This is a genomic window from Paucibacter sp. KBW04 (assembly GCF_003852425.1).
Classification (GTDB): Bacteria; Pseudomonadota; Gammaproteobacteria; order Burkholderiales; family Burkholderiaceae_C; genus Paucibacter_A.
Map to the genome: position 1 here is coordinate 44,295 of NZ_QAJN01000011.1, position 23,030 is coordinate 67,324.

General features: G+C 62.3%; 24 protein-coding genes and 1 tRNA gene. 3 read left to right on the forward strand and 22 right to left on the reverse strand.

Annotated features, from left to right (window positions below):
- Window positions 1-143: 143 nt before the first annotated feature.
- The gene (locus DBR47_RS14265; RefSeq protein ID WP_124451173.1) at window positions 144-2,996 is read left to right on the forward strand and encodes a valine--tRNA ligase; all 2,853 of its coding nucleotides are present in this window, start codon (window positions 144-146) and stop codon (window positions 2,994-2,996) included.
- Here the strand turns inward: DBR47_RS14265 and DBR47_RS14270 are convergent.
- Window positions 2,944-3,930 carry a D-isomer specific 2-hydroxyacid dehydrogenase family protein gene (locus tag DBR47_RS14270; protein ID WP_124451175.1) on the reverse strand — a complete coding sequence of 329 codons (987 nt, stop codon included), beginning with the start codon at window positions 3,928-3,930 and terminating at the stop codon, window positions 2,944-2,946. The genes DBR47_RS14265 and DBR47_RS14270 overlap by 53 nt on opposite strands.
- A 91-nt stretch (window positions 3,931-4,021) precedes the next feature.
- Between DBR47_RS14270 and galU the strand changes: the two genes are divergently transcribed.
- On the forward strand, window positions 4,022-4,912 hold the full coding sequence (galU, locus tag DBR47_RS14275) for a UTP--glucose-1-phosphate uridylyltransferase GalU (protein WP_124451177.1): 891 nt from the start codon (window positions 4,022-4,024) through the stop codon (window positions 4,910-4,912).
- A gap of 60 nt (window positions 4,913-4,972) precedes the next feature.
- Here galU and DBR47_RS14280 read toward each other — a convergent pair whose 3' ends face one another.
- Genes DBR47_RS14280 through cysM form a run of 3 tightly spaced genes read right to left on the reverse strand, consistent with a single transcriptional unit; the run spans window position 4,973 to window position 6,711 of the window.
- Window positions 4,973-5,200, reverse strand: coding sequence for a sulfurtransferase TusA family protein (locus DBR47_RS14280; RefSeq protein ID WP_124451179.1), 228 nt, complete (start codon window positions 5,198-5,200; stop codon window positions 4,973-4,975).
- A gap of 44 nt (window positions 5,201-5,244) precedes the next feature.
- Window positions 5,245-5,784, reverse strand: a complete 540-nt coding sequence (locus tag DBR47_RS14285) for an NUDIX domain-containing protein (protein ID WP_124451181.1) — start codon at window positions 5,782-5,784, stop codon at window positions 5,245-5,247.
- 3 nt (window positions 5,785-5,787) lie between these two features.
- Window positions 5,788-6,711 carry a cysteine synthase CysM gene (cysM, locus tag DBR47_RS14290; protein WP_124451183.1) on the reverse strand — a complete coding sequence of 308 codons (924 nt, stop codon included), beginning with the start codon at window positions 6,709-6,711 and terminating at the stop codon, window positions 5,788-5,790.
- Window positions 6,712-6,809: 98 nt separating this feature from the next.
- Here cysM and DBR47_RS14295 point away from each other — a divergent pair.
- A tRNA-Leu gene (locus DBR47_RS14295) sits at window positions 6,810-6,894 on the forward strand.
- 110 nt (window positions 6,895-7,004) lie between these two features.
- Here the strand turns inward: DBR47_RS14295 and DBR47_RS14300 are convergent.
- From DBR47_RS14300 to DBR47_RS14385, 18 genes are all read right to left on the reverse strand, one after another.
- Window positions 7,005-7,193, reverse strand: a complete 189-nt coding sequence (locus DBR47_RS14300) for a hypothetical protein (RefSeq protein ID WP_124451185.1) — start codon at window positions 7,191-7,193, stop codon at window positions 7,005-7,007.
- Window positions 7,190-7,705: a DUF2514 family protein gene (locus DBR47_RS14305; protein WP_197047081.1), complete on the reverse strand. Its 516-nt coding sequence runs from the start codon at window positions 7,703-7,705 to the stop codon at window positions 7,190-7,192. Before DBR47_RS14305 ends, DBR47_RS14300 begins: the two co-directional genes overlap by 4 nt.
- A complete protein-coding gene (locus tag DBR47_RS14310) occupies window positions 7,702-8,493 on the reverse strand; it encodes a lysozyme (RefSeq protein WP_124451189.1) in 792 nt (263 codons plus the stop codon). Before DBR47_RS14310 ends, DBR47_RS14305 begins: the two co-directional genes overlap by 4 nt.
- A gap of 12 nt (window positions 8,494-8,505) precedes the next feature.
- The gene (locus DBR47_RS14315; RefSeq protein ID WP_124451190.1) at window positions 8,506-8,712 is read right to left on the reverse strand and encodes a hypothetical protein; all 207 of its coding nucleotides are present in this window, start codon (window positions 8,710-8,712) and stop codon (window positions 8,506-8,508) included.
- A gap of 72 nt (window positions 8,713-8,784) precedes the next feature.
- Window positions 8,785-9,279: a hypothetical protein gene (locus DBR47_RS14320; RefSeq protein ID WP_124451192.1), complete on the reverse strand. Its 495-nt coding sequence runs from the start codon at window positions 9,277-9,279 to the stop codon at window positions 8,785-8,787.
- Window positions 9,276-13,877, reverse strand: a complete 4,602-nt coding sequence (locus DBR47_RS14325; RefSeq protein WP_124451194.1) for a phage tail protein — start codon at window positions 13,875-13,877, stop codon at window positions 9,276-9,278. Before DBR47_RS14325 ends, DBR47_RS14320 begins: the two co-directional genes overlap by 4 nt.
- A complete protein-coding gene (locus DBR47_RS14330; RefSeq protein ID WP_124451196.1) occupies window positions 13,874-14,302 on the reverse strand; it encodes a C40 family peptidase in 429 nt (142 codons plus the stop codon). The genes DBR47_RS14325 and DBR47_RS14330 overlap by 4 nt, the downstream gene beginning before the upstream one ends.
- Window positions 14,299-15,183: a DUF2163 domain-containing protein gene (locus DBR47_RS14335; RefSeq protein WP_124451198.1), complete on the reverse strand. Its 885-nt coding sequence runs from the start codon at window positions 15,181-15,183 to the stop codon at window positions 14,299-14,301. Before DBR47_RS14335 ends, DBR47_RS14330 begins: the two co-directional genes overlap by 4 nt.
- Window positions 15,180-15,779 carry a DUF2460 domain-containing protein gene (locus tag DBR47_RS14340; RefSeq protein WP_124451200.1) on the reverse strand — a complete coding sequence of 200 codons (600 nt, stop codon included), beginning with the start codon at window positions 15,777-15,779 and terminating at the stop codon, window positions 15,180-15,182. Before DBR47_RS14340 ends, DBR47_RS14335 begins: the two co-directional genes overlap by 4 nt.
- Complete coding sequence (locus tag DBR47_RS14345; protein ID WP_124451202.1) at window positions 15,776-18,205, reverse strand: hypothetical protein; 2,430 nt, start codon at window positions 18,203-18,205, stop codon at window positions 15,776-15,778. Before DBR47_RS14345 ends, DBR47_RS14340 begins: the two co-directional genes overlap by 4 nt.
- Window positions 18,202-18,486: a hypothetical protein gene (locus DBR47_RS14350; protein WP_124451204.1), complete on the reverse strand. Its 285-nt coding sequence runs from the start codon at window positions 18,484-18,486 to the stop codon at window positions 18,202-18,204. Before DBR47_RS14350 ends, DBR47_RS14345 begins: the two co-directional genes overlap by 4 nt.
- 23 nt (window positions 18,487-18,509) lie before the next feature.
- Entirely contained in the window at window positions 18,510-18,854 is a 345-nt protein-coding gene (locus DBR47_RS14355; RefSeq protein WP_124451206.1) for a hypothetical protein, read from the reverse strand.
- Between the two features lie 5 nt (window positions 18,855-18,859).
- A complete protein-coding gene (locus DBR47_RS14360) occupies window positions 18,860-19,627 on the reverse strand; it encodes a hypothetical protein (RefSeq protein ID WP_124451208.1) in 768 nt (255 codons plus the stop codon).
- A 45-nt stretch (window positions 19,628-19,672) separates the two neighbouring features.
- The gene (locus DBR47_RS14365) at window positions 19,673-20,095 is read right to left on the reverse strand and encodes a hypothetical protein (protein ID WP_124451210.1); all 423 of its coding nucleotides are present in this window, start codon (window positions 20,093-20,095) and stop codon (window positions 19,673-19,675) included.
- On the reverse strand, window positions 20,092-20,628 hold the full coding sequence (locus DBR47_RS14370) for a hypothetical protein (protein WP_197047082.1): 537 nt from the start codon (window positions 20,626-20,628) through the stop codon (window positions 20,092-20,094). Before DBR47_RS14370 ends, DBR47_RS14365 begins: the two co-directional genes overlap by 4 nt.
- Window positions 20,625-21,173, reverse strand: a complete 549-nt coding sequence (locus DBR47_RS14375) for a phage gp6-like head-tail connector protein (protein ID WP_124451212.1) — start codon at window positions 21,171-21,173, stop codon at window positions 20,625-20,627. The genes DBR47_RS14370 and DBR47_RS14375 overlap by 4 nt, the downstream gene beginning before the upstream one ends.
- A 5-nt stretch (window positions 21,174-21,178) precedes the next feature.
- Window positions 21,179-21,430, reverse strand: coding sequence for a hypothetical protein (locus tag DBR47_RS14380; protein ID WP_124451214.1), 252 nt, complete (start codon window positions 21,428-21,430; stop codon window positions 21,179-21,181).
- Between the two features lie 80 nt (window positions 21,431-21,510).
- Window positions 21,511-23,025, reverse strand: a complete 1,515-nt coding sequence (locus tag DBR47_RS14385) for a hypothetical protein (RefSeq protein WP_124451216.1) — start codon at window positions 23,023-23,025, stop codon at window positions 21,511-21,513.
- Window positions 23,026-23,030 lie beyond the last annotated feature (5 nt).

Here is a 23,030-nt window from a genome sequence, read left to right on the forward strand (position 1 = left end):
CGGTATCGCTGCGTTTCGTTTTGTATCGAGCCTGCTCAAGCAGCCTGCAGCCGCTGTGGCGGCTGCGGGCTGGCGCCCACCTACAATCTCGGGATCTATAGCCCTAAGCTTCACCCACGCGGCCCAGGCCGCTTCAAGCCCTTATGACTGAACTCGCCAAATCGTTTGAGCCCGCCGCCCTGGAAGCCCATTGGGGCCCTTTGTGGGAAGCCAAGGGCCTGTACAAGCCCACGCTGGACCCGGCGCGCGAGTCCTTCTCCATCCAGCTGCCGCCGCCCAATGTGACCGGCACCCTGCATATGGGCCATGCCTTCAACCAGACCATCATGGACTCGTTGACGCGCTACCACCGCATGCTGGGCCACAACACGCTATGGGTGCCCGGCACCGACCACGCCGGCATCGCCACCCAGATCGTGGTGGAGCGCCAATTGGCCGACAAGGGGGCCGAAGGCGCCAAGACCCGGCATGATCTGGGCCGCAAGAACTTCGTCGCCCGCATCTGGGAGTGGAAGGAAGAGTCGGGCAACACCATCACCGGCCAGATGCGACGCCTGGGCGACTCGGTGAGCTGGGATCATGAGTACTTCACCATGGACGAGAAATTGTCCAAGGTGGTGACCGAGACCTTCGTCCAGCTCTTTGACGAGGGCCTGATCTACCGCGGCAACCGCCTGGTCAATTGGGACCCGGTGCTCAAGTCCGCCGTCTCCGATCTGGAGGTGAATAGCGAAGAGGAAGACGGCTTCCTCTGGCATATCCGCTACCCCCTGGCCGACGGTTCGGGCGAGTTGGTGGTGGCCACCACCCGCCCCGAGACCATGCTGGGCGACGTGGCCGTGATGGTGCACCCGGAAGACGAGCGCTATATCGCACTGATCGGCAAACAAGTCACCCTGCCCTTGTGCGACCGGACCATTCCCGTCATCGCCGACGACTATGTGGACCGCGCCTTCGGTACCGGCGTGGTCAAGGTCACGCCCGCGCATGACACCAATGACTATGCCGTTGGTCAGCGCCATAACTTGCCAATGATCGGCGTGCTGACCCTGGACGCCAAGATCAATGACAAGGCGCCCGAGGCTTATCGCGGCCTGGACCGCTTTGTGGCCCGCAAAAAGATCGTGGCCGATCTGGAAACCCAAGGCTTCTTGGTCGAGGTCAAAAAGCACAAGCTGATGGTGCCGCGCTGCGAGCGCACCGGCCAAATCATCGAGCCCATGCTGACCGACCAGTGGTTTATGGCCATGAACAAGCCGGGCAGAGGAGGCAGCAGCATCGCCCAAGGCGCCATCGATGCCGTGGCCAGCGGCGAGGTCAAGTTCTACCCCGATCAGTGGATCAACACCTACAACCACTGGATGGGCAATATCCAGGACTGGTGTATCTCGCGCCAGCTCTGGTGGGGCCATCAAATCCCCGCCTGGTACGGCGTGGACGGCCAGCTCTTCGTCGCCCGCGACGAGGCCGAGGCCCGCGCCAAGGCCACGGCCGCCGGCTATAGCGGTGACTTGACCCGCGACGAGGACGTGCTGGACACCTGGTATTCCTCCGCCCTCGTGCCCTTCTCCACCCTGGGCTGGCCCGAGAAGACGCTGGAGCAGGACCTCTTCCTGCCCTCCTCCGTGCTGGTGACGGGTTACGACATCATCTTCTTCTGGGTCGCCCGGATGATCATGATGAGCAAGCACTTTGTCGGCAAAGTGCCCTTCAAGCATGTGTACATCCATGGCCTGGTGCGCGACTCGCAAGGCCAGAAGATGAGCAAGAGCGAGGGCAATGTATTGGACCCGGTGGACCTGATCGAGGGCGTGAACCTGGACACCTTGGTGGCTAAGTCCACCGCCGGCCTGCGCCGTCCCGAGACGGCGCCCAAGGTGGCCGCACGAGTGAAGAAGGAGTTCCCCGAAGGCATGCCCGCCTACGGTGCGGACGCCCTGCGTTTCACCATGGCCAGCTATGCCACGCTGGGCCGCAACATCAATTTCGACACCAAGCGCTGCGAGGGCTATCGCAACTTCTGCAACAAGCTGTGGAACGCCACCCGCTTTGTGCTGATGAATACCGAGGGCCAGGACTGCGGGCTGATGGAGCACACGAAGGAGCAATGCGCGCCCGGCGGCTCGGCCCACGGCTACCTGAACTTCAGCCAAGCCGACCGCTGGATCACGAGCGAGTTGCAGCGTGTGGAAGCGGCCGTCGCCCAAGGTTTTGCCGAGTACCGCCTCGACAATGTCGCCAATGCGGCCTACTCCTTCGTCTGGGACGAGTACTGCGACTGGTACTTAGAAATCGCCAAGGTACAGATCGCTCAGGGCGACGAAACCCAGCAGCGCGCCACCCGCCGTACCCTGATCCGCGTGCTGGAGACCGTGCTGCGCCTGCTGCACCCCATCGCCCCCTTCATCACCGAAGAGCTGTGGCAGACCGTGGCCCCGGTGGCCGGCCGCAAGGCCGCGGATGTGGAGGGCTTCATTGTCACCGCCGCCTACCCGCAAGCTCAGCCGGAACGCATTGACCCGGTGGCCGATGCCTGGGTGGCCTCGCTCAAGACCGTGGTGGGCACCTGCCGCAGCCTGCGCAGCGAGATGAACCTTTCCGCCTCCGAGCGCGTGCCCTTGCTGGTGGGTGGCGACACCCGCTTCCTGAGCGAAGCCGCGCCGTTTTTGAAGGTGCTGGCCAAGCTCAGCGAGGTCAAGATCATCAATGACGAGGCTGCCTTCAACGCCGCCAGCCAGACCTCGCCGGTGCTGGTGCACGGCGATGCCCGCCTGGCCCTGCATGTGGAGATCGATGTCGCGGCCGAAACGGCGCGCTTGGCCAAGGAGATCGCCCGCCTGGAAGGTGAGATCGTCAAGGCCGAGGCCAAGCTGAGCAACGAAGGTTTTGTGGCGCGTGCGCCGGCGGCCGTGGTGGCGCAGGAACGTCAGCGCATTACCGAATTCACCGCCACCGTCGCAAGGCTGAAGGACCAGTCGGCCCGTCTGGCGGGCTGAGCACGCCCGCCCTGGGCTCGTTCGCGGGCTCAGGCGATTCAGCCAGCAACTCGTCGATACGCTTGGCCACGCCCCAGGCCGCGCGTGCCCGCGACTCGCGGGTGGTCCCGGCCAGGCGGGGCGTGACCTGCAAGGCGGCCAGGCCGTGCAGGGGGCGGCCAGGGTCCTGCATGCCGGGCTCCAGGCTGTCCAACCAGGCGGCCAGCAGCCGCCCCGAATGCAGGGCTTCGGCCAGGGCGACATCGTCCAACAAAGCCGCATGGGCGATGCTCACCAGCACTTGACCCGGCTTCGAGAAACCCAGCACCCGCTCGCCGATCAGGCCTCGGTAACGAGGGAAGTAAGCCAGCTGCACGCTCACGCCATCGCTTTGCTCCATCAGTTCACGCAGGGCCAAGGGCTCGATACCCCATTGCGCCCACAAGGGGTCGCTCTGATGCAGGCTGGGGTCATAGCCCACCACCCGGGTACCGAAGATGGGCAGCAGCTGAGCCAAGACGCGCGCCGCCGGTGTCATGCCGATCAGACCCACGGTGGAGCACCCGAGTTCACGCCCGACCCACATGCCGTCACTGGATTGCACCGGCACCCGGCGCAACAAGGACAGCAAGGCGCCAACCACAAACTCGGCCTCGGCATTGCCGGTGGCCGCTGCACTGCGTATCACCTCCACCTGGGCGGCTTGGCAAGCTTCCAGATCAATGTTCTCGCCGCCTGCGCTCATGCGACCGAGCACCCGCAGGCGCGGCGCGGCGCGCAACAAGCCCACATCCACCGCCACGCTGGGCGGCAGGATCAAGGCGCGGGTTTGCTGCAAGGCCTCGCGAAACAGCGCAGGCTGAGCCGCCAACTCGGGGGCGAAACGCAGGTTCTGCCGCTCCGACAGCCACTGCATCACATCGGCTTCCAGCGGCTCAAGAATCAGCAAACTCATGTCCGGTCCACAGTGTTGTAATCCGCCTGGCGCCTAATACTCGCGTGCAACAATGGCATCTGTCTTGAATTCAAAGGGAGAGTGTACGGTTATGTCCATCAAAGCAGCAGCCACATCGGGCGTCACAAAAGCCATCTTCCCCGTGGCCGGCCTGGGCACACGCTTTCTGCCAGCCACCAAGGCCCAGCCCAAAGAAATGCTTCCCGTGGTGGACAAGCCCCTGATCCAGTACGCCGTGGAAGAGGCCTATGCCGCCGGCGTGCGGGAGATGATTTTCGTGACCGGCCGCCACAAGCGCCCGATCGAAGATCACTTTGACATGACTTTCGAGCTCGAAGTCGCACTGGAACAGGCCGGCAAGGAAGAATTGCTCGAAGTCGTGCGCAGCGTGAAGCCCGATGATATGGAATGCGTCTACGTCCGCCAGGCTCAGGCTCTAGGTCTGGGCCATGCCGTGCTCTGCGCTCAACGCCTGGTGGGCAATGAGCCTTTTGCTGTGCTCCTGGCCGATGACTTGATGGTGGGTCAGCCGCCGGTACTTGCACAGATGGTGGAGCAATTCGCCGAATGGCGTGCCTCCATCCTGGCCGTGCAAGAAGTGCCGGTCGAACAGACCCGGCGCTACGGCATCGTGGCCGGCACCCAGGTCAACGACAAACTGATGGATGTCAGCCGCATCGTCGAGAAACCCTCGCCCGAGTCTGCGCCCTCGCGCCTGGCCGTGGCCGGCCGCTACATCCTGACGCCTGGCGTCTTCCACGAAATCGCCAGCCAACCGCGCGGCGTCGGTGGTGAAATCCAGCTGACCGATGGCATCGCCGGCCTGCTGCGCCGCGAAAAGGTGTTCGCCTATCGCTATGACGGCAAGCGCTATGACTGCGGCAGCAAGGAAGGCTTTTTGCAAGCCAATGTGGAATTGGCCCTGGCGCATCCGCAACTCGGCGCGGGCTTCCGGGAGTTCTTGCGCGGCCTGGAAATATAATTCAAGCCCAAGCGAAAAAGGCCGTCATCTGACGGCCTTTTTTTCGACAGTGACGTGGACTCAACGGCGCTTGAGCACATGGATGAATTCATCCGCCTGGCTGCTTTGCTCCATCAACTCATTGCCCGTCTGGCGAGCAAAAGCCTTGAAGTCGCGCAGGGAACCGGGGTCGGTAGAAACCACCTTCAAGAGCTGACCACTTTCCATTTCGGCCAAGGCCTTCTTGGCCTTCAGAATGGGCAAGGGGCAGTTCAGACCGCGGGTATCGAGTTCTTTATGGACGTTCATGGGATTCCTTTGAGCGTCGATTTTAGGGCTGACACATCACTGAATTAAACGGGATCCAGCCATTGCGGCTCAATCCCACGCGAACGCAGCCAAGTGGCCAGTGCTTGGCCCGTGCCCTGCGGCCAGCAGCGCACTTGCTCAGGCGGGATCAGCTTGTACTCGGCCAACTCCGGCGACAGGACAATCTCGCCGCGCGCCCGCGCATGGTAGGCAATGATGAGCTGATTCTTGCGCTGAAAATCCCATACACCCAAGAGTTGCAAGGCCTCGACCTGCAGCGAAGTCTCCTCGGCGATCTCGCGTCGAATGCCGTCTTCCGGCGTCTCGCCTGCCTCCATAAAGCCGGTGATAAGGCCGAAGAATCGTCCCGGCCAGGCAGCGTTGCGGGCCAGCAAGACCTGACCCTCGCGGTCCACGCATTCAATCACCGCCGCCAGCACCGGGGTGGGGTTGTTCCAGTGGGTGAAGTCACAACGAGGACAGCGCAGGCGCGACTTGGGGCCACCATCCTCCTCTTGCGTCAGCCAAGCCAAGTCGGCCGCGCATTGCGGGCAAAAGCGATAGACCGGCTGATCCGCACTCATGGCTCAGGCGGGAAAGACGCCGGTGGAGAGATAACGGTCCCCACGGTCGCAAACCACGAACACAATCGTCGCGTTCTCCACCGTGCGGGCCAGCTGCAAAGCCACCCAGCAAGCGCCGGCCGCCGAGATACCGGCAAACAAACCCTCGTCACGGGCCAGCTGGCGCGCCATGTCTTCGGCGTCGGCCTGGCTGACCAGGACCAGCTCATCCACCGCCTGAGGGCTGTAAATCTTGGGCAGATATGCTTCCGGCCATTTGCGAATGCCGGGGATGCGCGAACCCTCCGAAGGCTGGGCGCCGATGATGCGCACGGCCGGGTTTTGTTCCTTCAGAAAACGCGAGGTGCCGGTGATGGTGCCGGTCGTGCCCATGGCGCTGACGAAGTGGGTGATCTGGCCGCCGGTGTCGCGCCACAGCTCGGGGCCGGTAGTCTCGTAATGAATGCGTGGATTGTCGGCATTAGCAAACTGATCCAGCACCCGGCCCTTGCCATCTCGCTGCATCTGCTCGGCCAAGTCGCGGGCGTACTCCATACCGCCCGAGCGTGGCGTCAAGATCAGCTCGGCCCCGAAGGCCTTCATGGTTTGGGCGCGCTCGATGGAGAGGTCCTCGGGCATGATCAAAACCATGCGATAGCCGCGAATGGCCGCAGCCATGGCCAGGGCGATGCCGGTATTGCCCGAGGTGGCTTCGATCAAGGTGTCACCGGGCTTGATCTCACCGCGCTCCTCGGCCCGTCGGATCATGCTGATGGCGGGGCGGTCCTTCACCGAACCGGCCGGATTATTGCCTTCCAGTTTGGCCAAGACCACATTGCCACGCGCGGCAATCTCGGCGCTGACCAGGCGTTGTAGACGGACCAGCGGCGTATTGCCGATCACATCTTCCAGAGTGAGGTACTGGGGGGTGCTGTTGTTCTTGCTCATAGCGAACATTGTGGCAGTCAAAAACACAAACTTCTTTGCCAGAGCAAAAAAGCATGGCATAATCGTGGGCTTCAGCAGCGATGCTTCTTATCGAGATGGCCCGGGTGGCGGAATCGGTAGACGCAGGGGACTCAAAATCCCCCGCCGCAAGGTGTGCCGGTTCGAGTCCGGCCTCGGGCACCAAGTTAAATCAATAACTTAGCGCTTGATAAGATGCCAGCCGCTGAAAATGTTCCGCAAATTTTCCGCGTGACGTTCCGCAAATAGCCACCCTTGAGGTGGCTTTTTTGCGTCTATTCGACGGCCCCGCTCACCTCCAAATGCACGTTTGTTCGCCAAGGCGGGATCATGCTGATGTGCCGGATCGAGCGCACGACCCGGTAATACACCCCGTCAATGCAGACCTCAGAGCCCACAGACGGCGCGGATTCCTCCACCACCTGGGTCAAGCTGGCGCCCGCCAGGTAGTAGTGGTTGATCATGGCGGGGTCAGCGAGTCATAGGAGCGCTGGCAGGATTGGCCGGCGGCTCCACGGTCATCAGCAATCTGCCCCAGCTTTCCCGCTCTTTCGTCAGCGCGCTCAAACAGCTCGGCGAACACTCGGGCCCGGGCTTCGGCTGGCGCGCAATTGAGAGCAGAGGCGGGATTGCTGGCGGCGGCGCGGGCTTGGATAGCGGCGACACGGGCGCGCAGGCTGCGAGCAGCAGCGGCAGCAGCGAGAGCATCAGCCTGGGCTTGGCTGGCGGCTTGATCGGCGGCATGGGTGATCTCCTTTTGCGCGTCCAAGCGGCGCGCGGTTTCGGTGATGGACGCTTGCAAGGCCGTCTCGCGCTCAGCCGCGGCTTGGGCCTGGGCCTTGGCATAGACGGCCTGGGCGTGCTTGGCCTCGTGACGTTGCCAGCCGCCCCAGGCCAGGGCCGCCAGCAGCAGCCAAGCCCAGGGCGGCAGAGCGCCGGCCAGGCGCCGGGCGATGGCCAGGGCGGCGGCGATCACGCTTGCCCCTGGGCCCGTTGGCGGAACCTGCGCCACAAGATGACGCCGCCGGCCAAGACCATCACGACAGGCAACGCGGCCGAGGGCGGCACGCCGAAGGTTTCGACGGTGATTTCCTTGACCGTGGTCAGCGTTGTTTTGACGCTCTGCACCTGATCGCCCGCTTGGCTCACTGCGCCCATTGCTCCGGTCAGCGTCAAAGCGGCGGCGGCCTGAGTCGTCGGGCTTGATGCCAGAGCAGGCGCCGGGGCGACTTCCTGGGGCGTCGTGACTGCCGACGCGGGCGCGTCTCGCAGGTAGAGCGCAGCCTCTTGCAGCCTGCGCGCCTTGAGCCCATTCAACACCACAAGCGCGCCGTTTACCGTAGCCTTGTCGTAGAGCGTGAAGGCCTGGGCCGCCGCGTTTGCATCGCCGCGGTTGTGGGCCTTGAGGATCGAGCTATAGAACAGGCCCGATTTCTTTTTGTCGTCGCGCAAGCCGATGTTGTAGGCCAGGCTGACCATGGCAGCGAGCTCAGAAGGCGCAGGCTCGATTGTGCACATGGCTTTGACTTTTTCGGCGCGCTCGGTCAGATCTTCGCGCAGCCACTGCCAGGCCTGCTCAACAGTGCAGGTATCACCCGGGTGGACGTTCTCCGTCTCGCCGAAGCCAATGGTCCAGACGCCGGCCGGGCAGCGGTAGGCAGTCAGCGCTGGGCCGCCATTGGGTCCCTGTTCGTCGTTTGCGATCAACAGGACGCCATCTTGGTCGATTGGCCAATCCAGACCGGGGGGGAGTGTCAATTTCATGGGATTCCTCGGTTAGTTGAACTTGATGTGGCTGATCACGTAATTGGCGAACGCACCCAAGCCGGATGCGATCGCCATCCCGGCCCACAGGCCGCCCTTGCTCTTGTTGGCCAACTCAAGAAGGGTTTTCACATCGTTTTGAAGCGATGTAACTTGGTCTTCAAGGTTCTCTACTTGAGCGATAAGCGCTCCGAACTTGACGGGGTCGATGTCGCTCATGGGCTACCTTTCTGGAAGTAAAAAAGCCCGCACAAGGCGGGCAGCTGGAATTGGTGGTTGAGTTGGCTTTGATCAGGGCGTCAGTGCAGCTAACTGCTCGCGCAACGCGGCCTTTTCTGCATTGATTTCCTGCAGCTTGGTGACAGCTGCCGCTGGGGGAGCCTGGCCTAGGGCCAGGGCCTGTGTGACTTCGCCCGCCGGCCGCACCAGCTTGGCATCAAGCTCGGCCAGCTGGGCCAAGATCGGCTCGGCCGCCTTGCGGTTGAGCGCTGCCTGCGTCGGCACAGAGACCCAGCGCCGAATCGTCGCGGCCCAAGCCCAGGTCTGATCTGCATCGTCAGCGGGCGCCGGGGGCTGATAGTCGACCAGCACCGGCACCGCGTTGCCAAAGTCATCCGGCACCAGCTGCACGCGCTGGCTCATATGGTCGATTTGCATTTGCACCGCACCGCAATCGGGCGGCGTGTTGGCGGCCACCGTCTCAGCATCCGGCAAGTGCATGCTGTGGGACAGCACCTCGCCGGTGTCGATGCGGTAGAACCGCCAGGCTTGATTGCTGTAGTTCATCGTTTGATCACCTCCACTCGAATGCTGGACTGATAAAGCGGCATGCTCGGGTTGCCGGTTGGGCGGGTGGTTAGCAGCTTGAACGAGAGAGACACGCCGGCCGCAGCCGTGAACGACGAAAGCCCTACAAAGGTCTGCCTTGTGCTTGAGTTTGTGTTGCAGGCTGCCAGGATCACATCCGACCCGCCGCCCACGCTGACCGCCCAATACAGCTGGTTGCCGGAGTCTGGCAACACCCCAGCGGCGCTGATCGTGGCGGAGAAGTTGATAGTGCAATTGACGCCGGGCGTGTAGTTGACCGTTCGCTGGGCGTAGGCGTCCATGGCGGGCGCACCGGCCCCGCCGAAATCGTTGTTGTCTTGAATGATCGCCGTGGCAGCGCCCAGGGCAAGCTGTCCCGTGTCAACTGAACCGCTGCCCACATAGGGCTGCCACGTGCCACCGATGCGCTGCCAGGCCTTGGTGCTGCTGATCCAGATTGAGCCGTCGCTAACTGAGCCGGGATCGGTGTCTTGGTAATAGGTGGTGTTCTTGGTAGCAGCGAGGTCGCCGGTGTAGCTGTTGCGGTCAAGGTCGATGACCCAAGTCGTCCAGGTTGCCGAACTGGAGTGATCCGTCGCCTGCCTGCGGTATGTCTGAGTGCCGCTGTAGGCGTACTGAACAGCCACGCCGCCGCCGCCATCGGTGAAGAACTGCTTGTTCGTTTCAAGCGTGCACCAGTAGTCACCTCCTGGAAGCCCGAGCGAGCTTGACTGTTTGAACTGAAGGTACTTGCCTGGCGTTGCATAGAAAGATGGAGGATCATCTTTCTGGCGTTGGCCTGGACCGGTTCCGTTGGAAAGGTCAACAACAAGGCCTGCATTATCCAAAGGCTTTCCAGCGCCAGTGAGACCAGACCAAATTGCAGTAAGCCCAAGATGCGCGTCATCCGTGATCTGAGCCGTGCCATTGACATATGTACCCGCAGCAATCCAGCTGCTGCCCAGGTACATGCGAATAGCCTGGGGCGTGACGCTAGTGTCAATCCAGACCGTTTTTTGCGCAGGGGAGCTTGGCGCGGTGCCGGAATAGACAAGGTCGTTACGGGTTGCGTCCAGCGCGCCGGTATAGCTATTGCGATCTAGGTCCTGTGTCCAGGCGCCCCATGCACTCGCAGAATACAAGGCGAAGCGCCGCCAAGTTTTTTGCCCCTGATATGCATACTGGACATTTGGGCCGCCAGAGTCATCAACAAATTGAATCAGAGTCTCAAGGGTGCAGTAGATACCATCCGAACCGCTAAGCCCGATGCTCGATGACTGTTTGAATTGCAGGCTGCGACCCCAGGGGTATTGACTTGGAAGGTCATCACTTGTTCTCGCCCCGAAAACGCCCGTCGCGGACCAGAGGTCGACGGTCTTTCCTGCGTTATCCAATGGCTTTCCTGCACCACTTGTCCCCGCCCAAGTTGCCAAGGTTGAAGCCTTGGCTGCGATGGCGTTCAAAACCGTCTGCCGAGCGTTGTAGTAGTTATTCCACGTTGTCCGATCAGTCGCCGGAATGATTGTCGTGTCTTGCGATGTGTCGCTGTACGCAGGGGAAAGCCCGCTTAAGTACGAATTGAGGTTCGTAATCGCCGTGCTGTAGGCGCTGCGCTCAGTCGTAACCCCAAGGGCGGCAGCTTGCGCGTCGATGCCGCTGTACTCGCCTGAAGCCGCATTCCATGCCTTGATGATCTCGGGCTTCTCGCCGCGACTCAACACGCCATCCGAGTCAATGGCGGCGAGGCGCGTCAGCGCATTGACTGCATTGGTTCCAGCCGTGGTTGCGGCTGTGGATGCAGCATCTGCCGTAGCCTGCGCGGCTCGAGCGTCTGTGACATCCATGAGCCTGATGTCTTCGGCGGCTTGCTGCACCGAACTTGACCCACCGCCGCTATATTGGAACCAAACACCAATCCGGAAGTAAGCTGCACTGGCTGGAATTGGTCTTGGCGTGTTCGCACCGAAGTCTGCTTGATCACCGTAGCGGGTGAACACATTAGGCGCAGGTTGCCCAGCAAATGTATACCCTGCGAACTCACCGCCCCAACCGGTATCGCTCCCAACTAGGCGCGCGCCATCGGCCTTATACATATCGACGACCAGATACATATTCCGGTTGTTGCCACCAGCAGCAAATAGCAGCGCAGACAGGTTGTAAGTGCGGCTGGAACTGATTGGGTATGTTTGCTTGCTCCACGCACGACAATCCCCACCCGAGTATGAGTCACAAGAAAAATACTTGACTCCAATTGCGCCCACTGCGGTACTCGGCCCCTGCACAACAATAGGCGCACCCCACTCCCAAGACTTCGCCGGGTCAAGCAAGCCGGGGTCGCTATTCATGGTGCCGCTTGGGATTGCGATATCGCCCGGTGCCAGCGCATTCGCCGCGCTCACCGTGAACTCATCACTCACGGGGATACTACTTCGCCCAGCCGCGTCAACATTGACCGCCCAAACTTTATAGTTACCGGCACTCAACCAAGAGATGTCGAAGTAACTGCCTGTCACCGCGCCTTGATATACAGCATCTTCAAACGTGTAATAGCTGAATCCAAGATAAATCTTGGTCTGCAAGTAGGACTGCCCAAAACCAACGGCCGACCACGTGACATGCGCCACACCGGACGAGACCTGAACGGCAAGGTTCTCAACAACCAATGCGTTAGGCAATGGCGCCACAACATGTGTAAACGCCGAAACGTCCGCCAAGCTTTGTTCAGCAGCGCCGTAAATATTGAAGCTGGTGCATTTGAAATAAATCGTCTTGCCGATCAGGCTTGTGTCAAGCGCGCCACTCTTTGCAATTGAGTTATCGACGCGAACAAATTGCGCCCCCAGGTCATGGGGCGTGACCGCCGTGTTGTACGCCCCCCGCTGCAAGCCGGTCATGCTGTAGGCCCCAGCTGAAGTTAGCGTGGCAGTTTGATAAGCCAAGTACTCAGCCGATGCACCTTCGATGTAGCACAAAGTTTCAAGGGCCTGGGCATCCGCCAGACTGCCGCTGATCAACTGACCGGACATCTGCTCGACGGCAAGCACGCCACCGCTGATAGGGCCGGACAAAACCCCGATGCGCGCTCCACCCTCCACACGCATCAATTGCCGGTAGGTGCTGCCATCCAAACTCACCCACACCGTGCAACCGCCCCAGTTGCCCCCTGGGTTGCGCACGGCGCACCAAACCTCTAGGCCCGCATTGCCCGCTGCCAGAGACGTGGGCGCCGGGAAAGTCCAAGCAGTGCTCACGCTGGGCGCGGCCGTCAGCGCGTCAGTTGCAAAGCCGACAGGCACCTGGGCCGGGTAGCGCGGCGCGCTGGCCATGCCGGGCGGGTAGTCCTCACAAACCAGCGTCAGCTCATCATCGCTTTCTTCTGCGATCTCGATCACACGCACCGGGACGTCCAGCATTTGCAACACGCTGTCGGTCAGCGTGAGCAGATCCATGCACTCGATTAACGCGTAGTGCCAGGGCAGGCTCAGCGTGTACCTGCCCACGACACCCAGGCTTCGCTGCTTCTTCAGCTCTGCGACCAGGCGGGCGACCTCGGCATCACAGATCCAGTGGGCGGTGATGGTGTCCATCGCCCGCACGCCATTGACGGCGATATCGGTGCGGTCTTTGGCGGTGACCGTGGCGACGTTGTAGCCGTTGCTGCGGTCTTTGTATTCGACGGTGACAAAGTTGAAGCAATCGTCGCTGGTCTTGAGCGCGATCTTGATGGGCACTTTGTTGCCGGTGGCGTCATAGCAGCTGTCATCCAACTGGTAGACGGGCGTGGTGTCGGGCGTGAAGGTGCGCCCGTTTCCAGTCACGACGGCATCGCCATAAGGCTTGACCTTGAGCTTGCCTTCGCTCCAGTAGATGGCGGAATTGGTCAGGTCTGCCACCGTCTGCAGGGCCTCATGCGCAGCGACTTGAGTTAGCAGCAGCGGGCTCATGAGCAGGCCCGAGGCGACACAGTAGTCGCTCCAAGCAGTCCAATCGCCCAGATAGGCCTCGGGCATGGCTGCGCCGCGCAGCGGGTCGATCAGCAGCTCGCGGGCGGCTTGCACGGGGTCCACATCCGGTGTTTCGCTGCTCACGCCGTAGGCGCTGGCGTGCCGCACCTCAAACGAGTGGTTCTCGACGCTGGCGTTATCGCCCAGGTCGTAAGCCGACACGGCAACGCCGGCCAGGCCGCTATAGCCGATGGCCTCAACGCCCTTACCGGTGAGCCCTGACCACACAGATTGACCAACAGCGCCACTCAACAGCGTCAGGCCGAGCGTGGCGCGGGTGGTCTGACTCTTGCCCTTCCACACCGAGGGAATGTCTTGGATGGGCCCATGCGCGGCGATCATCACCAAGCTGCAGGTATAGGTGTAGGTGGTGGACGTGCCGCCACCGCCGCCGCCCTTGCCCCCCTGCTGCTGGGTGTGGGCGTGGGCGACAAGATCGCCGTACCACACCAGATTGCCAGGCACACGGTGCATGCCACGCATCCAGGGGATGACGGCCCCGGCCACTGAGCTTTGGAACGTCAGGGCCTCAGCGCGCGTGGCGCTGGTGTTCATGCCGCCATTGCCGCTCATTTCAGGATGCTCCAGTACTGCACTTCACGGCCTTCCAGCGGGGCCTCGGTGATGCGGGTACGCACCACGCCCAGGCTCACATACGCATGCACAAACTCACCCTCACCCACGCAGATCCCGCTATGGCTGAAGGTTCGGCCAAAGCGCCACATGGCCATATCGCCGGGCTGCGGCTGCTCGACCTGAACCGCGCCGGCCTCAGCCAGCCAGGCCAAATACACCTCTTCGCTTCGGTGCAAATGCCACTGAGTGCTGTAGTTGCCCACGTCCAGCGCTGGGGCGATCTGCAGCGCATCTGCATAGACGGCCAGCAAGATTTGGGCGCAGTCCACACCGGCGCCCTTAACACGGCCGTGGTGGTGGTATGGGGTGCCGAGCCAGGACATGGCCTCGGCAACGATTTGTTCGCGCATGGCGGTGCTCATGTGACGGTCTCCGCCTGGGGGATGTAGGGCTGACCCTTGAAGTGGGGCAGATTGGCAAACTTGTTGGAACAGGTGGACTGCAGGCCATCGCAGCCGGGCAGGATGCTGAACGTGTCACCCGACGCGACTGGGCTTGGAAGCGGCGAGAGAACCGTGATGGTGCCGTCGCCCAGATGTGTTTTGACGGTGCGACTGATGCCCGCATTCGCCCCGCTCGCAAAGGTGATGGTGCCGAGGTCGAAGTAGCCCACTGCCTGCGCCAGGTTAGTGCTGAATTGCGTACGGCCCAGAGAGCTGGCCGAGGTGGTCGCCCCTCCAGCGATGCGCGAGGCAGTGGTGATGCCGCACTCAGCGTCATAGACGGTGCGCGCACACTGTGCGCTGAACTGCTCACGAGGCACTTGCACGTTGAGGCGGCTTAGCTCGCTCTTGACAGCGATCTGACAGCCGTAGCGGTCGATATCGGGCATATCGGCAACGCGTCCGGTGAACCAGTTCAAGGCACCTACGGGGCCCGTATCGCCTGCGCCCCAGAACGCCCGATCCAGCTGCACCGTCGCGTTGACGAACCCACGGGCGCGGATGTAGGCCAACAATGGAGTGCCAGCGATTGCGCAGGGGCGCGAGGCGTCGGTGGTCAGCGTGAGCGTGAGGGTGTCAACGGTCACGCCGACCGTCCATTTGCACCGGCTGCGCTCGATGCCTGGGCCCAATGCCCACACCTGGCCATTGCCTTGCACCGGCATCTCAAAGCTCGTCCAGCGCAACACCGTGCCGCTTTGCAGGGTGATGGTGTAGAGGTCGCACTTGTTTAGTGGCCCGCCGCTGTTGAGCAGCGCGGCCAGGGCGCCCGTAGATGTTTCCCAGAGAGCGGTTCTCATAGCGGCTTCACCGTGATGAATTCAACCTTCTTGGTTTCGTAGAAGACCCCCGAACTCTTTGTGAAGTCCAACGACTCACTGGAGAAGCGGCAGCGCCAGAAGAACTTCCCCGACCACCGGATTTGCGAGCCCGCAGACGGCGCGACGGCCAGCGTGACAACCCCTGTGGGGCCAATGCTGGTCGGTGTCCAAACAGAGCCTGCGACTTTGATCTCCGCAGCGCCATTGACTCCGCCATACAGCGGCTCAATGAAGCCGCCCAAAGTGCGGCCGATCTGGAACTGGGTCGTGACTCCATCGCCAACGCCGATCAGCTGATCAACGCACGTGTTGTCGTCCTCGTCATCGAACAGCCAGTCGTCAAATGTTCCACCTACCCTGTTGTAGAAGCCCATGAGGGTCTGCCAATCCGGAGCAGCTGCAGTCTTTCGCAGGAACTCAAAAGGCAGGCTGTATCGATAGAGGGGCAACGTGCTGTCACGCGCGCGGAATTCCCGGCGCGAGGGCGTTACTTTGATCTTGACTGGCGGTGCCAGGACGGTGCGGCCGACGGGCCAACTTTGGCCGGGTAGCTTGGGGAAGATGAGCTGGCTCATAGGACAAAGTCGCGCTTGAGGGACTTGAAAGCGGCGGCGAGATCGTCACGGTGGACCATGAAGAAGTTGCCTTTGAGGGGGGTTGCTTTGAGCACCACGGGGCCACCGCCACCGACTGCGCCACCGCTGCCACCGTCCGCCAAGTCGCGGATCACATCCGCTTGCTTGGCGGGCAGAACCATTTCCTTCTCGTGCAGCTGCGTCATGGGGTTGACGCCGGCCGGGATGTCATACCCTCCCTCAGCTGATGCAACCTTGCCCGCGATGGCCGAGACGCCTGCAAACGCTGCACCGGCGGCAGCCACGGCCAGCACCGGGCCGACATAAGGGATGCCCACCACCGCTTTCCACGCAGCTGCCATCGCTTCCCAGGCGCTGGTCATGATGTTCTTGACGGCGGTAGCGGCCCACAGCGCCACAGACTTGGCAGCGGCCCAGCTCTCCATCAGCCAACGCTGAGCAGTGCCCGCAGCAGTGGCGCCGGTTTTGGCTTGCTCACCAAGCGCCCACGCCACCACCTTCTTTTTCACGACTCCGGCGAACCATCCCACCATCTCAGCACCGATTGCACGCATCGCATTGCGCCAGGTCAGCGTCCCGTTCATCATTGCATTCACGCCGCTGTCCCAAAGGCTGCTCATTCGGCCACTGAGATCCGTCCAGATGGCGTTCATCTCGGCTGCCGATTCGACGGCGATCTGCCCGCGAATTTGGGCGAGGCGCATCTGGTGGGCCTGCTCCAGCGCCTCGATCTGCGTGTTCAGCTGAGCGACCTGCACGGGATCGCGCATAGGGTCGAGCGCCGCCAGGTTGGCCTGGGCGGCGGCCATCTTGATCTCGTAGCGCCGGTTCTCAAACTCCTGCTCTTGGGCCAGAAGATCGGCCTGGGTGCCGAAGCCGAGCACCACCCTATTCCGGGCCGTCTCTTCGTCTTGGTCAACCACGGCCAGATTGCGCTGCTCCCATGCGGATAACTGGGCCTGGCCGATTTGATCGGCTTGTTGGGCCTCTTCTTGCAGGACCGCCACGCGCGCGGCCGAGGCCTTCTTGCTGACATGCAGACGGTCCTTTTCGTTCAAGGTCGTCAGGTTCAGGATGCCGGCCCAGAACGCTGCCTCGGCTTGCTTGCTCATGCCGTGCAAGGCGTCACGCTCAGACGCCACCACCTTCTCAGCTTCAAGCTGAGCCTCAAAGGCGGCCATCTGGGAGGGGTCTTTCTCGGCCTTGTCCTTATCCGGCTTGGTTTCGTAGTTCTTGCCCTTGCCTGTTTTTGCAGCCGTCGCCGTAGGCTTGCCCCAAAGCGCCGTGATGTCGGTCCAGGTCTGCTTGGCGTCCTCCTTCATGCGGTCGCCCAATTTGGAAAACGCATCGCCCCAGTTGCTGAAGATGTTGGTCATCTCTTCTTGAGCGCCCTTCACATCCCCTTGAATCAGCATGCGAATGGCCCGTCCCAGCGTGGCGATGGGATCGGCAATGGTCGAGACGACAATCCAGAGCTGGCGCAGCGCACCAATGACCACATGCACGGCCGTGGCCACAGCATCCAGGGCGACCTTGAAGGCGAACACGGCCGGCGGGGCGACCTCTGCGAACCACTCGCCCAGGCGTGTCAGGATGGGCATCACCGCATCGCCGATGGCTTTCTTGAGCGCGAGCATCACATCGCCCACGTCATTCATGGCGGCCTTGTAGCGCTTGCTGGCCTCCACGTTCTCTTGGCCAACCGTCAGGCCGAGCTCTTCTTGCTTCTTCTTGGCTGCCTCCAGCACGTCGTTATTCAGCTTGAGCAGGCCGGTAGCCTCTGAAGCGCCGCGCCCCCACAGCGTCATGGCAGCCAGGTTTCGGTCGGTGCCTTCCTTGTAGCCATTGATGACCTTGATGCTGTCCATCATCAGGTCGTTCAAATTGCGCAAGTTGCCGTGCGAGTCGCGCGTGGCCAGGCCCATGCGCTGCAACTCGCCTTCGTTTTGCTTGAGCTGGCGGCCCAGCATGGAGGCTGCACCCGTGAAGGTCTCGGCATCGGTGTAGATGTCGCCCAGTGCCACATTGAGCGTGCTGGCCTCGGAGGTGGTAATGCTCAGCGTCCGCGCCAACTTGTTGGCTTCGCCTGTGAACTGCTGGGTAGCCTTGATGCCGCTGGCAAACATGGCCCCGCCGCCGAGAATCGCCGCCACCGCTGCGAATGCGATGTTCACCTTACTGAAGGCCCCAGATAGGCCGCTGATGGCGCCGCCCATACTGCTGGTGCTTGAAGACACGGCTTCTGCGGCCTTGCCCATGTGCTCCGCCGTATCGGCCCGCAGCTTGGTGAAGTGCCCGCGCATTTGCTCCGCGGCACGCTGCACCAAGCTCGGGGCCTGCTGCATACCGCTTTGGAGCTCAGCGGTGTTGGCCGTGACATTGACGTTGACGGTGTTGTCGCTCATGGTGCGGCCGCAGTTGGAGAGGTGGTTGAAGTGGGCAAGCCCATGCTGACCAGCAAGGCGTTGAAGTCGCCTTCGGATAGCTTGGTGGTCGGGATTACGTCCTGGTCTTCCAGGTGCTCGGCTTGCTCGTCTTGCTTCTTGGGCTTGGCCGCGCCGAGGTAGTGCGCCACCATCACAGGCAGCGGGGGAAACTGCGCCCATTGCTCGCGCAGCGCGGCGAGCGTGGGCAGATCAAGCTCGTCGCGGATGTGGGGGATCGTCCAGCCGGTGCAATACGCCACTTCGGCGTAAAGCGCCGGCCAGTTCAGGCCTCCCCCGCTGGGTTTCCCTCCTGGCCCTCCAAGGCCTGGGCCTCGGCAGCTTTGCGCCGCGCGCCAGACACATCCATCACCGCCTGGAACACGTCGACCATGTTGCTCACGTCGATGAGTTCGGCCACAGCCTCCCGCGTCATCTCGGGATAGTTGCGGCGCAAGGCGGCGTGCGCGGCATCGATGGCGGTGGCGACCTGCTTGCGGTCGCTGATGTCACCGGTGAAGCTGGCCAGGGAGTCTTGCAGCTGCTCCATAGCCCCCAGCGAAAGCGGGGGAACCACCAGCACCTGGCCAGCCAGATCGAGCGCGATGCCCTTGATCTTGACGACAGGCATGCTCATTACTCCTGGGTGTAGATGTCACCCAGCGAGTAGCCAGCGGCATCAGCCTGGGCGCTGAAGTCGATTTCGGGCACGCTGAAATCGTCGTTCTTGGATCCGAACAGCATCAGCTTGTTCGAGACCACCGATTCCAGCACCGCGAGTGTCTTCTTACCCTGGAACTGGCCCATGTAGTGGATCTTGAGCATGGGGGTGTAGCCCATGGGCAGGTTCAGCAACTGGATGCGCTTGGCGCCGGCCAGCGTGTAGGTGTAGCTGAAGCTGATGTACATCTTGATGCCGACATCGGCGGCAGCGAAGGTGTAAACGCCAGCGGACACACTGTACTGGCCGGTGGTCGGGGCGCTGGCCACTCGAGTCATCACACGTCCGGTCGCATCCACGACGCCAAGGTCATCCACCCAAGTGCCGGAATTGGGCACGGTCGGCGTGATCGTGAATGGGGTGGAAGGAACAACGGTGCCAGTGGTGTCAGCGTACAGCGCCTTCATCGTGCCGCTGCTCAGGCCGGAGCCGAAGAACAGGGTGTTCAGGGCCTGGCCGTTGATCAGAGCGCCTTTGAACTTGCCGGTGGTCTTGACCTTGCCTTGGGCCGCGGCCAGCGCAAAGCGATTGGTGCCGAAATACTCCTTGAGGTCGCCCGCGAAGTCGAGCGACATTTCCTGCAGGCCCGCAACGCGGATCGGCGTGGGGTTGGTGATGGGGTTGCCGTAGGCGTCTTGCAGCAAGGTGGCGAACAGGTCGCCCGCGCCGAAGGTGAGTTGCATGATGGTCGTCCTTTCGTGACGGATGGAATGCGCAGGGCGCGGGGTTTAGGTGGCAAGGATCTGAATGGGGACGATGGCCACGGCCTGCTCGCCCAAGGTGCCTTCGTCGGTTTCGATGGCGCCTTCGATGCGGGCCCACTCCACGCCCGCGATGGGCAAGGTGTGGACGCCGGTAATGGGGTGCAGCACAAAGGCCGCCTCAATGGCATCAAGGATTGGGTTCAGCACCGTGCCGGGCACCTGGCCGCCGCTGGTGCGGACATAGACGTAAAGGTCAACCGACAGCAGCCACTTGGTGGGCTCGCCGGTCTTCTGAATGGCTTGTTCGCGCTTTTGTGCCTGGAACAGCGCGGGTTGCTGCTCGGCGGGCACATCGTTCCAGTGCTTCAAGATGCGCGAGCTGATGCGCAGGCCTGGCACGGCGGCCAGCAATGCGAACAGGCCTGCATAGATGGGTTCACGGTTCATTTCATGGCCTTTGTGCCTGCGGCAATGGCGGCGTTCAGTTCAGCCTCAATCACGCCGGCATCGTTCAGATCTTTGAGAGCTGATCGCAGGAACGACCGCTCGAGCAGGTTGACGTTGGCGGTGTGCGCCTTGACCGTGGCGTAAACCGGATACTTCAGCGGTTTGCCGAACGCCTTCTTCACAAGGCGCAAATGCTCTTTCACGGTCACAGGGCCGGTGAAGCCGTACTCGTGCATCCGCCCGTACTTGACCGGGGCCCGGCCGTCCTTGCCTGTGATGTCGTCCACGCCCACCGTGCCGATGATGTTTGTGCCAGCCTCATAGGTGCGAGGCGACTGGGTCACCGCCCTGGCCAGCGTGCCAGTAACGCGCTTGAGCACTTGGCCGCTGAGCTTGTTCTGCACGCTCTCACGCATCAGCTTGAGCGTGATCCGGCCCATGCCTTTGATTAGTTCGGCCCGCACCTCGGCCGACACACGGCCTAGGTTGCGGCTGACTTCCTTGTCGCCGCTGACGCTGCCGTTGATGCTCATAGCGGAGCAACGCGGCGATAGCTGTTCAGGACGGCCTTGGAGCTCGGCGTCAAATCAGCCGTGATGAAGTTGATGGTTTCGCCTGCCAGCGCCTTGCTGCTGATGTCGATGTGACCGCGCCTATTGAGGGCCAGCAACACTGTTTCAATCACAGCTTGCTCAATGTCGCCGGGCACCGAGGCATAGCCAGCGGTGTAGGTGACTTGCACGTTGTTGCGCCCGCGCGTGAAGCTGTAGCCCACCAGCAGGATGGTTCGATCAGCCAGCCACCAGCCTGTTTGGCCGAAGGCCGCGGCCTTGGGGATCACCTGGCCATTGACCGTGACGGCCGAGGCTGCAGTGACCGGGTACTCGGCCAGCAGCATGGCCTGGCCGCCGGTGCCGTTGCGGGTCTCGGTGTAGCTGGCGGACAAGACGCTACCCTGCAGGAAGTTCTCAACAGCCGCGCTGGCCCGCGAGATGAGCGCAGTCAGCAAGGCGTCCAGTTCCGTGCCCGCGATGGACCCGTAAGCCTTCACGGCCGCCAGGGTGGTCAAGTCCGCCATGACGATCAGGCCTGGGCGGCGGGCTCGTCGGCGGGGGCTTCAGCTGCAGCCTCTGCAGCCTTGGCCTTTTTGCCGCCCTTCGGCGCTTCCTGGGCGGCGGGCTCGTCGGCGGGGGCGTTGCCAAAGCCGAAACCATAGAGCTGCAGCGCGTGCTGCGAGGCAACTTCGAACTTGCCATCCGCGCCGATGTCGTATTGCACGCCATCGACCGATGCAGAGTTGGCGCCCTCGGGGCCAACCAGTTTGATCTTGTCCATCTGATTTTCTCCTGTAGAAACGAAAGAGCCCCGCACGGGGCGGGGCTCAGGGTCGCTGGGATCGGTGATCTAGTTGGTGATCAGCCGACGTTGGTGATGATGCCGAGCGAAGGCGGGAAGTAGTGCTGAAGCACCTCGTCTGCGTAGACGCCGTACTCGTACTTGCGAGTGCGCAGCGGCCACTCGATTTGGTAGTACTCGCGGCGGGTGCGCACGCGGCACAGATCGCTCACGCCGTCCAGGTAGGCCGGCACGCGGGTGGTGCGGAACAAGATCGTGCCGGGCGGCAGGTTGGGGTGAACGATCAGATCGATCACCTCGCCCGTGATCGGCGACAGGTACTTGCCTACGTTGCGGCCAGCGACCATCTCTTGCGTGGCGCTGTTGTGGTCGATGGTGAACATCACGTTCGGGTTCGTCTGGCCCAACACCACGTTGGTGATCTTCTGAAACTGGCGGAAGTTCAGATAGATCTGGTTGGGTTGCAGGCGATAGCGGTCGTAGAACTGAGCCAAGGCCACATCGATCTCAACCACCCGGCCACCAGCACCGGTCAACGTGTTGCCAACGCCCGGCGTGCCCGTGGGCAATGCGTTGTAGTACGCGCCCAGGTTCGACTTGCTGGCGATGGTCAACAGACCGTCAAAGTCCAGCGCGCTGGTGCTGTTGTCAGCCGACGGCAGAGACGAGGCCAACTGGTTGCCGCCACCGGTTGCCGCGGTGATAGACACGCTGTTGATCGTGGTCACCGCACCCAGGCGCTCAGAACCCGCTGCACCCCAGTACCAGGCATAAGCCACAGCGCCGCGCACTGCTGCCACAGAGCCGGTGGCCGAGCCGGTGGGGCCCGTCACCGAGACAGTGGCAGCCGCCGACTTCTGGGCAGTGCCAGCGCCGAAGGTGTCGGTGGTGCCATCCGCATTAGTGCGGGTGATGGAAGCGCGGACCTGGGCGGTGGTGGCATCGAAGAAGCCGCCGGCCTGGCCGTTGTTGATGCCGGCCACATCCCAATAGGATTGCAGCGTCAGCGCCACGCAGATCACCGAAAGGGTTTGCGTGGCCAGCGTGCCGCCAGAGCCAGAGGCCGCCAAGGTTGGCGTGGGCGTGGTGCCCAAGGCCGCCGAAGTGTTGCCACCCAGCAGGATCATTTCCTCTTCGATCATCAGGGATTCCAGCGTCTGGCCAACAGCCAGCGCCTTCACATCCTCGAAGCCCTTAGCGGCATAGTCAGCCTCGAAGGTCACCGCCTTTTCCAAGCCGATGCCACGATAAGCCGCCAGATATTCAGCACTGGTGTGCTGGACTTGGCCGCCGCGCTGGCCCTCACTCACGCCCGCACGCACGCGGGTGGTGTTGATGCCGGTGATGGCCTTCCAGTTGGCCTGGATCGAGAAGCCGCCACCCACGCGCGGGATGCTGTTGCGCAGGGGGGCGAGCACGGGATAGAGCTTCTTGCTGGGCGCTTCCAGGTCGTAACCTTGGATGCCCGCAGTCGCGCTGCCCGGCTGGGTGAAGTTCTTGGTCAGCTCGTCGACTGCCTTGGCCTGGGAGGTCTTCACCAACTCCAGGAGTTCGGCCATGTTGTTGGCGCCCATATCAT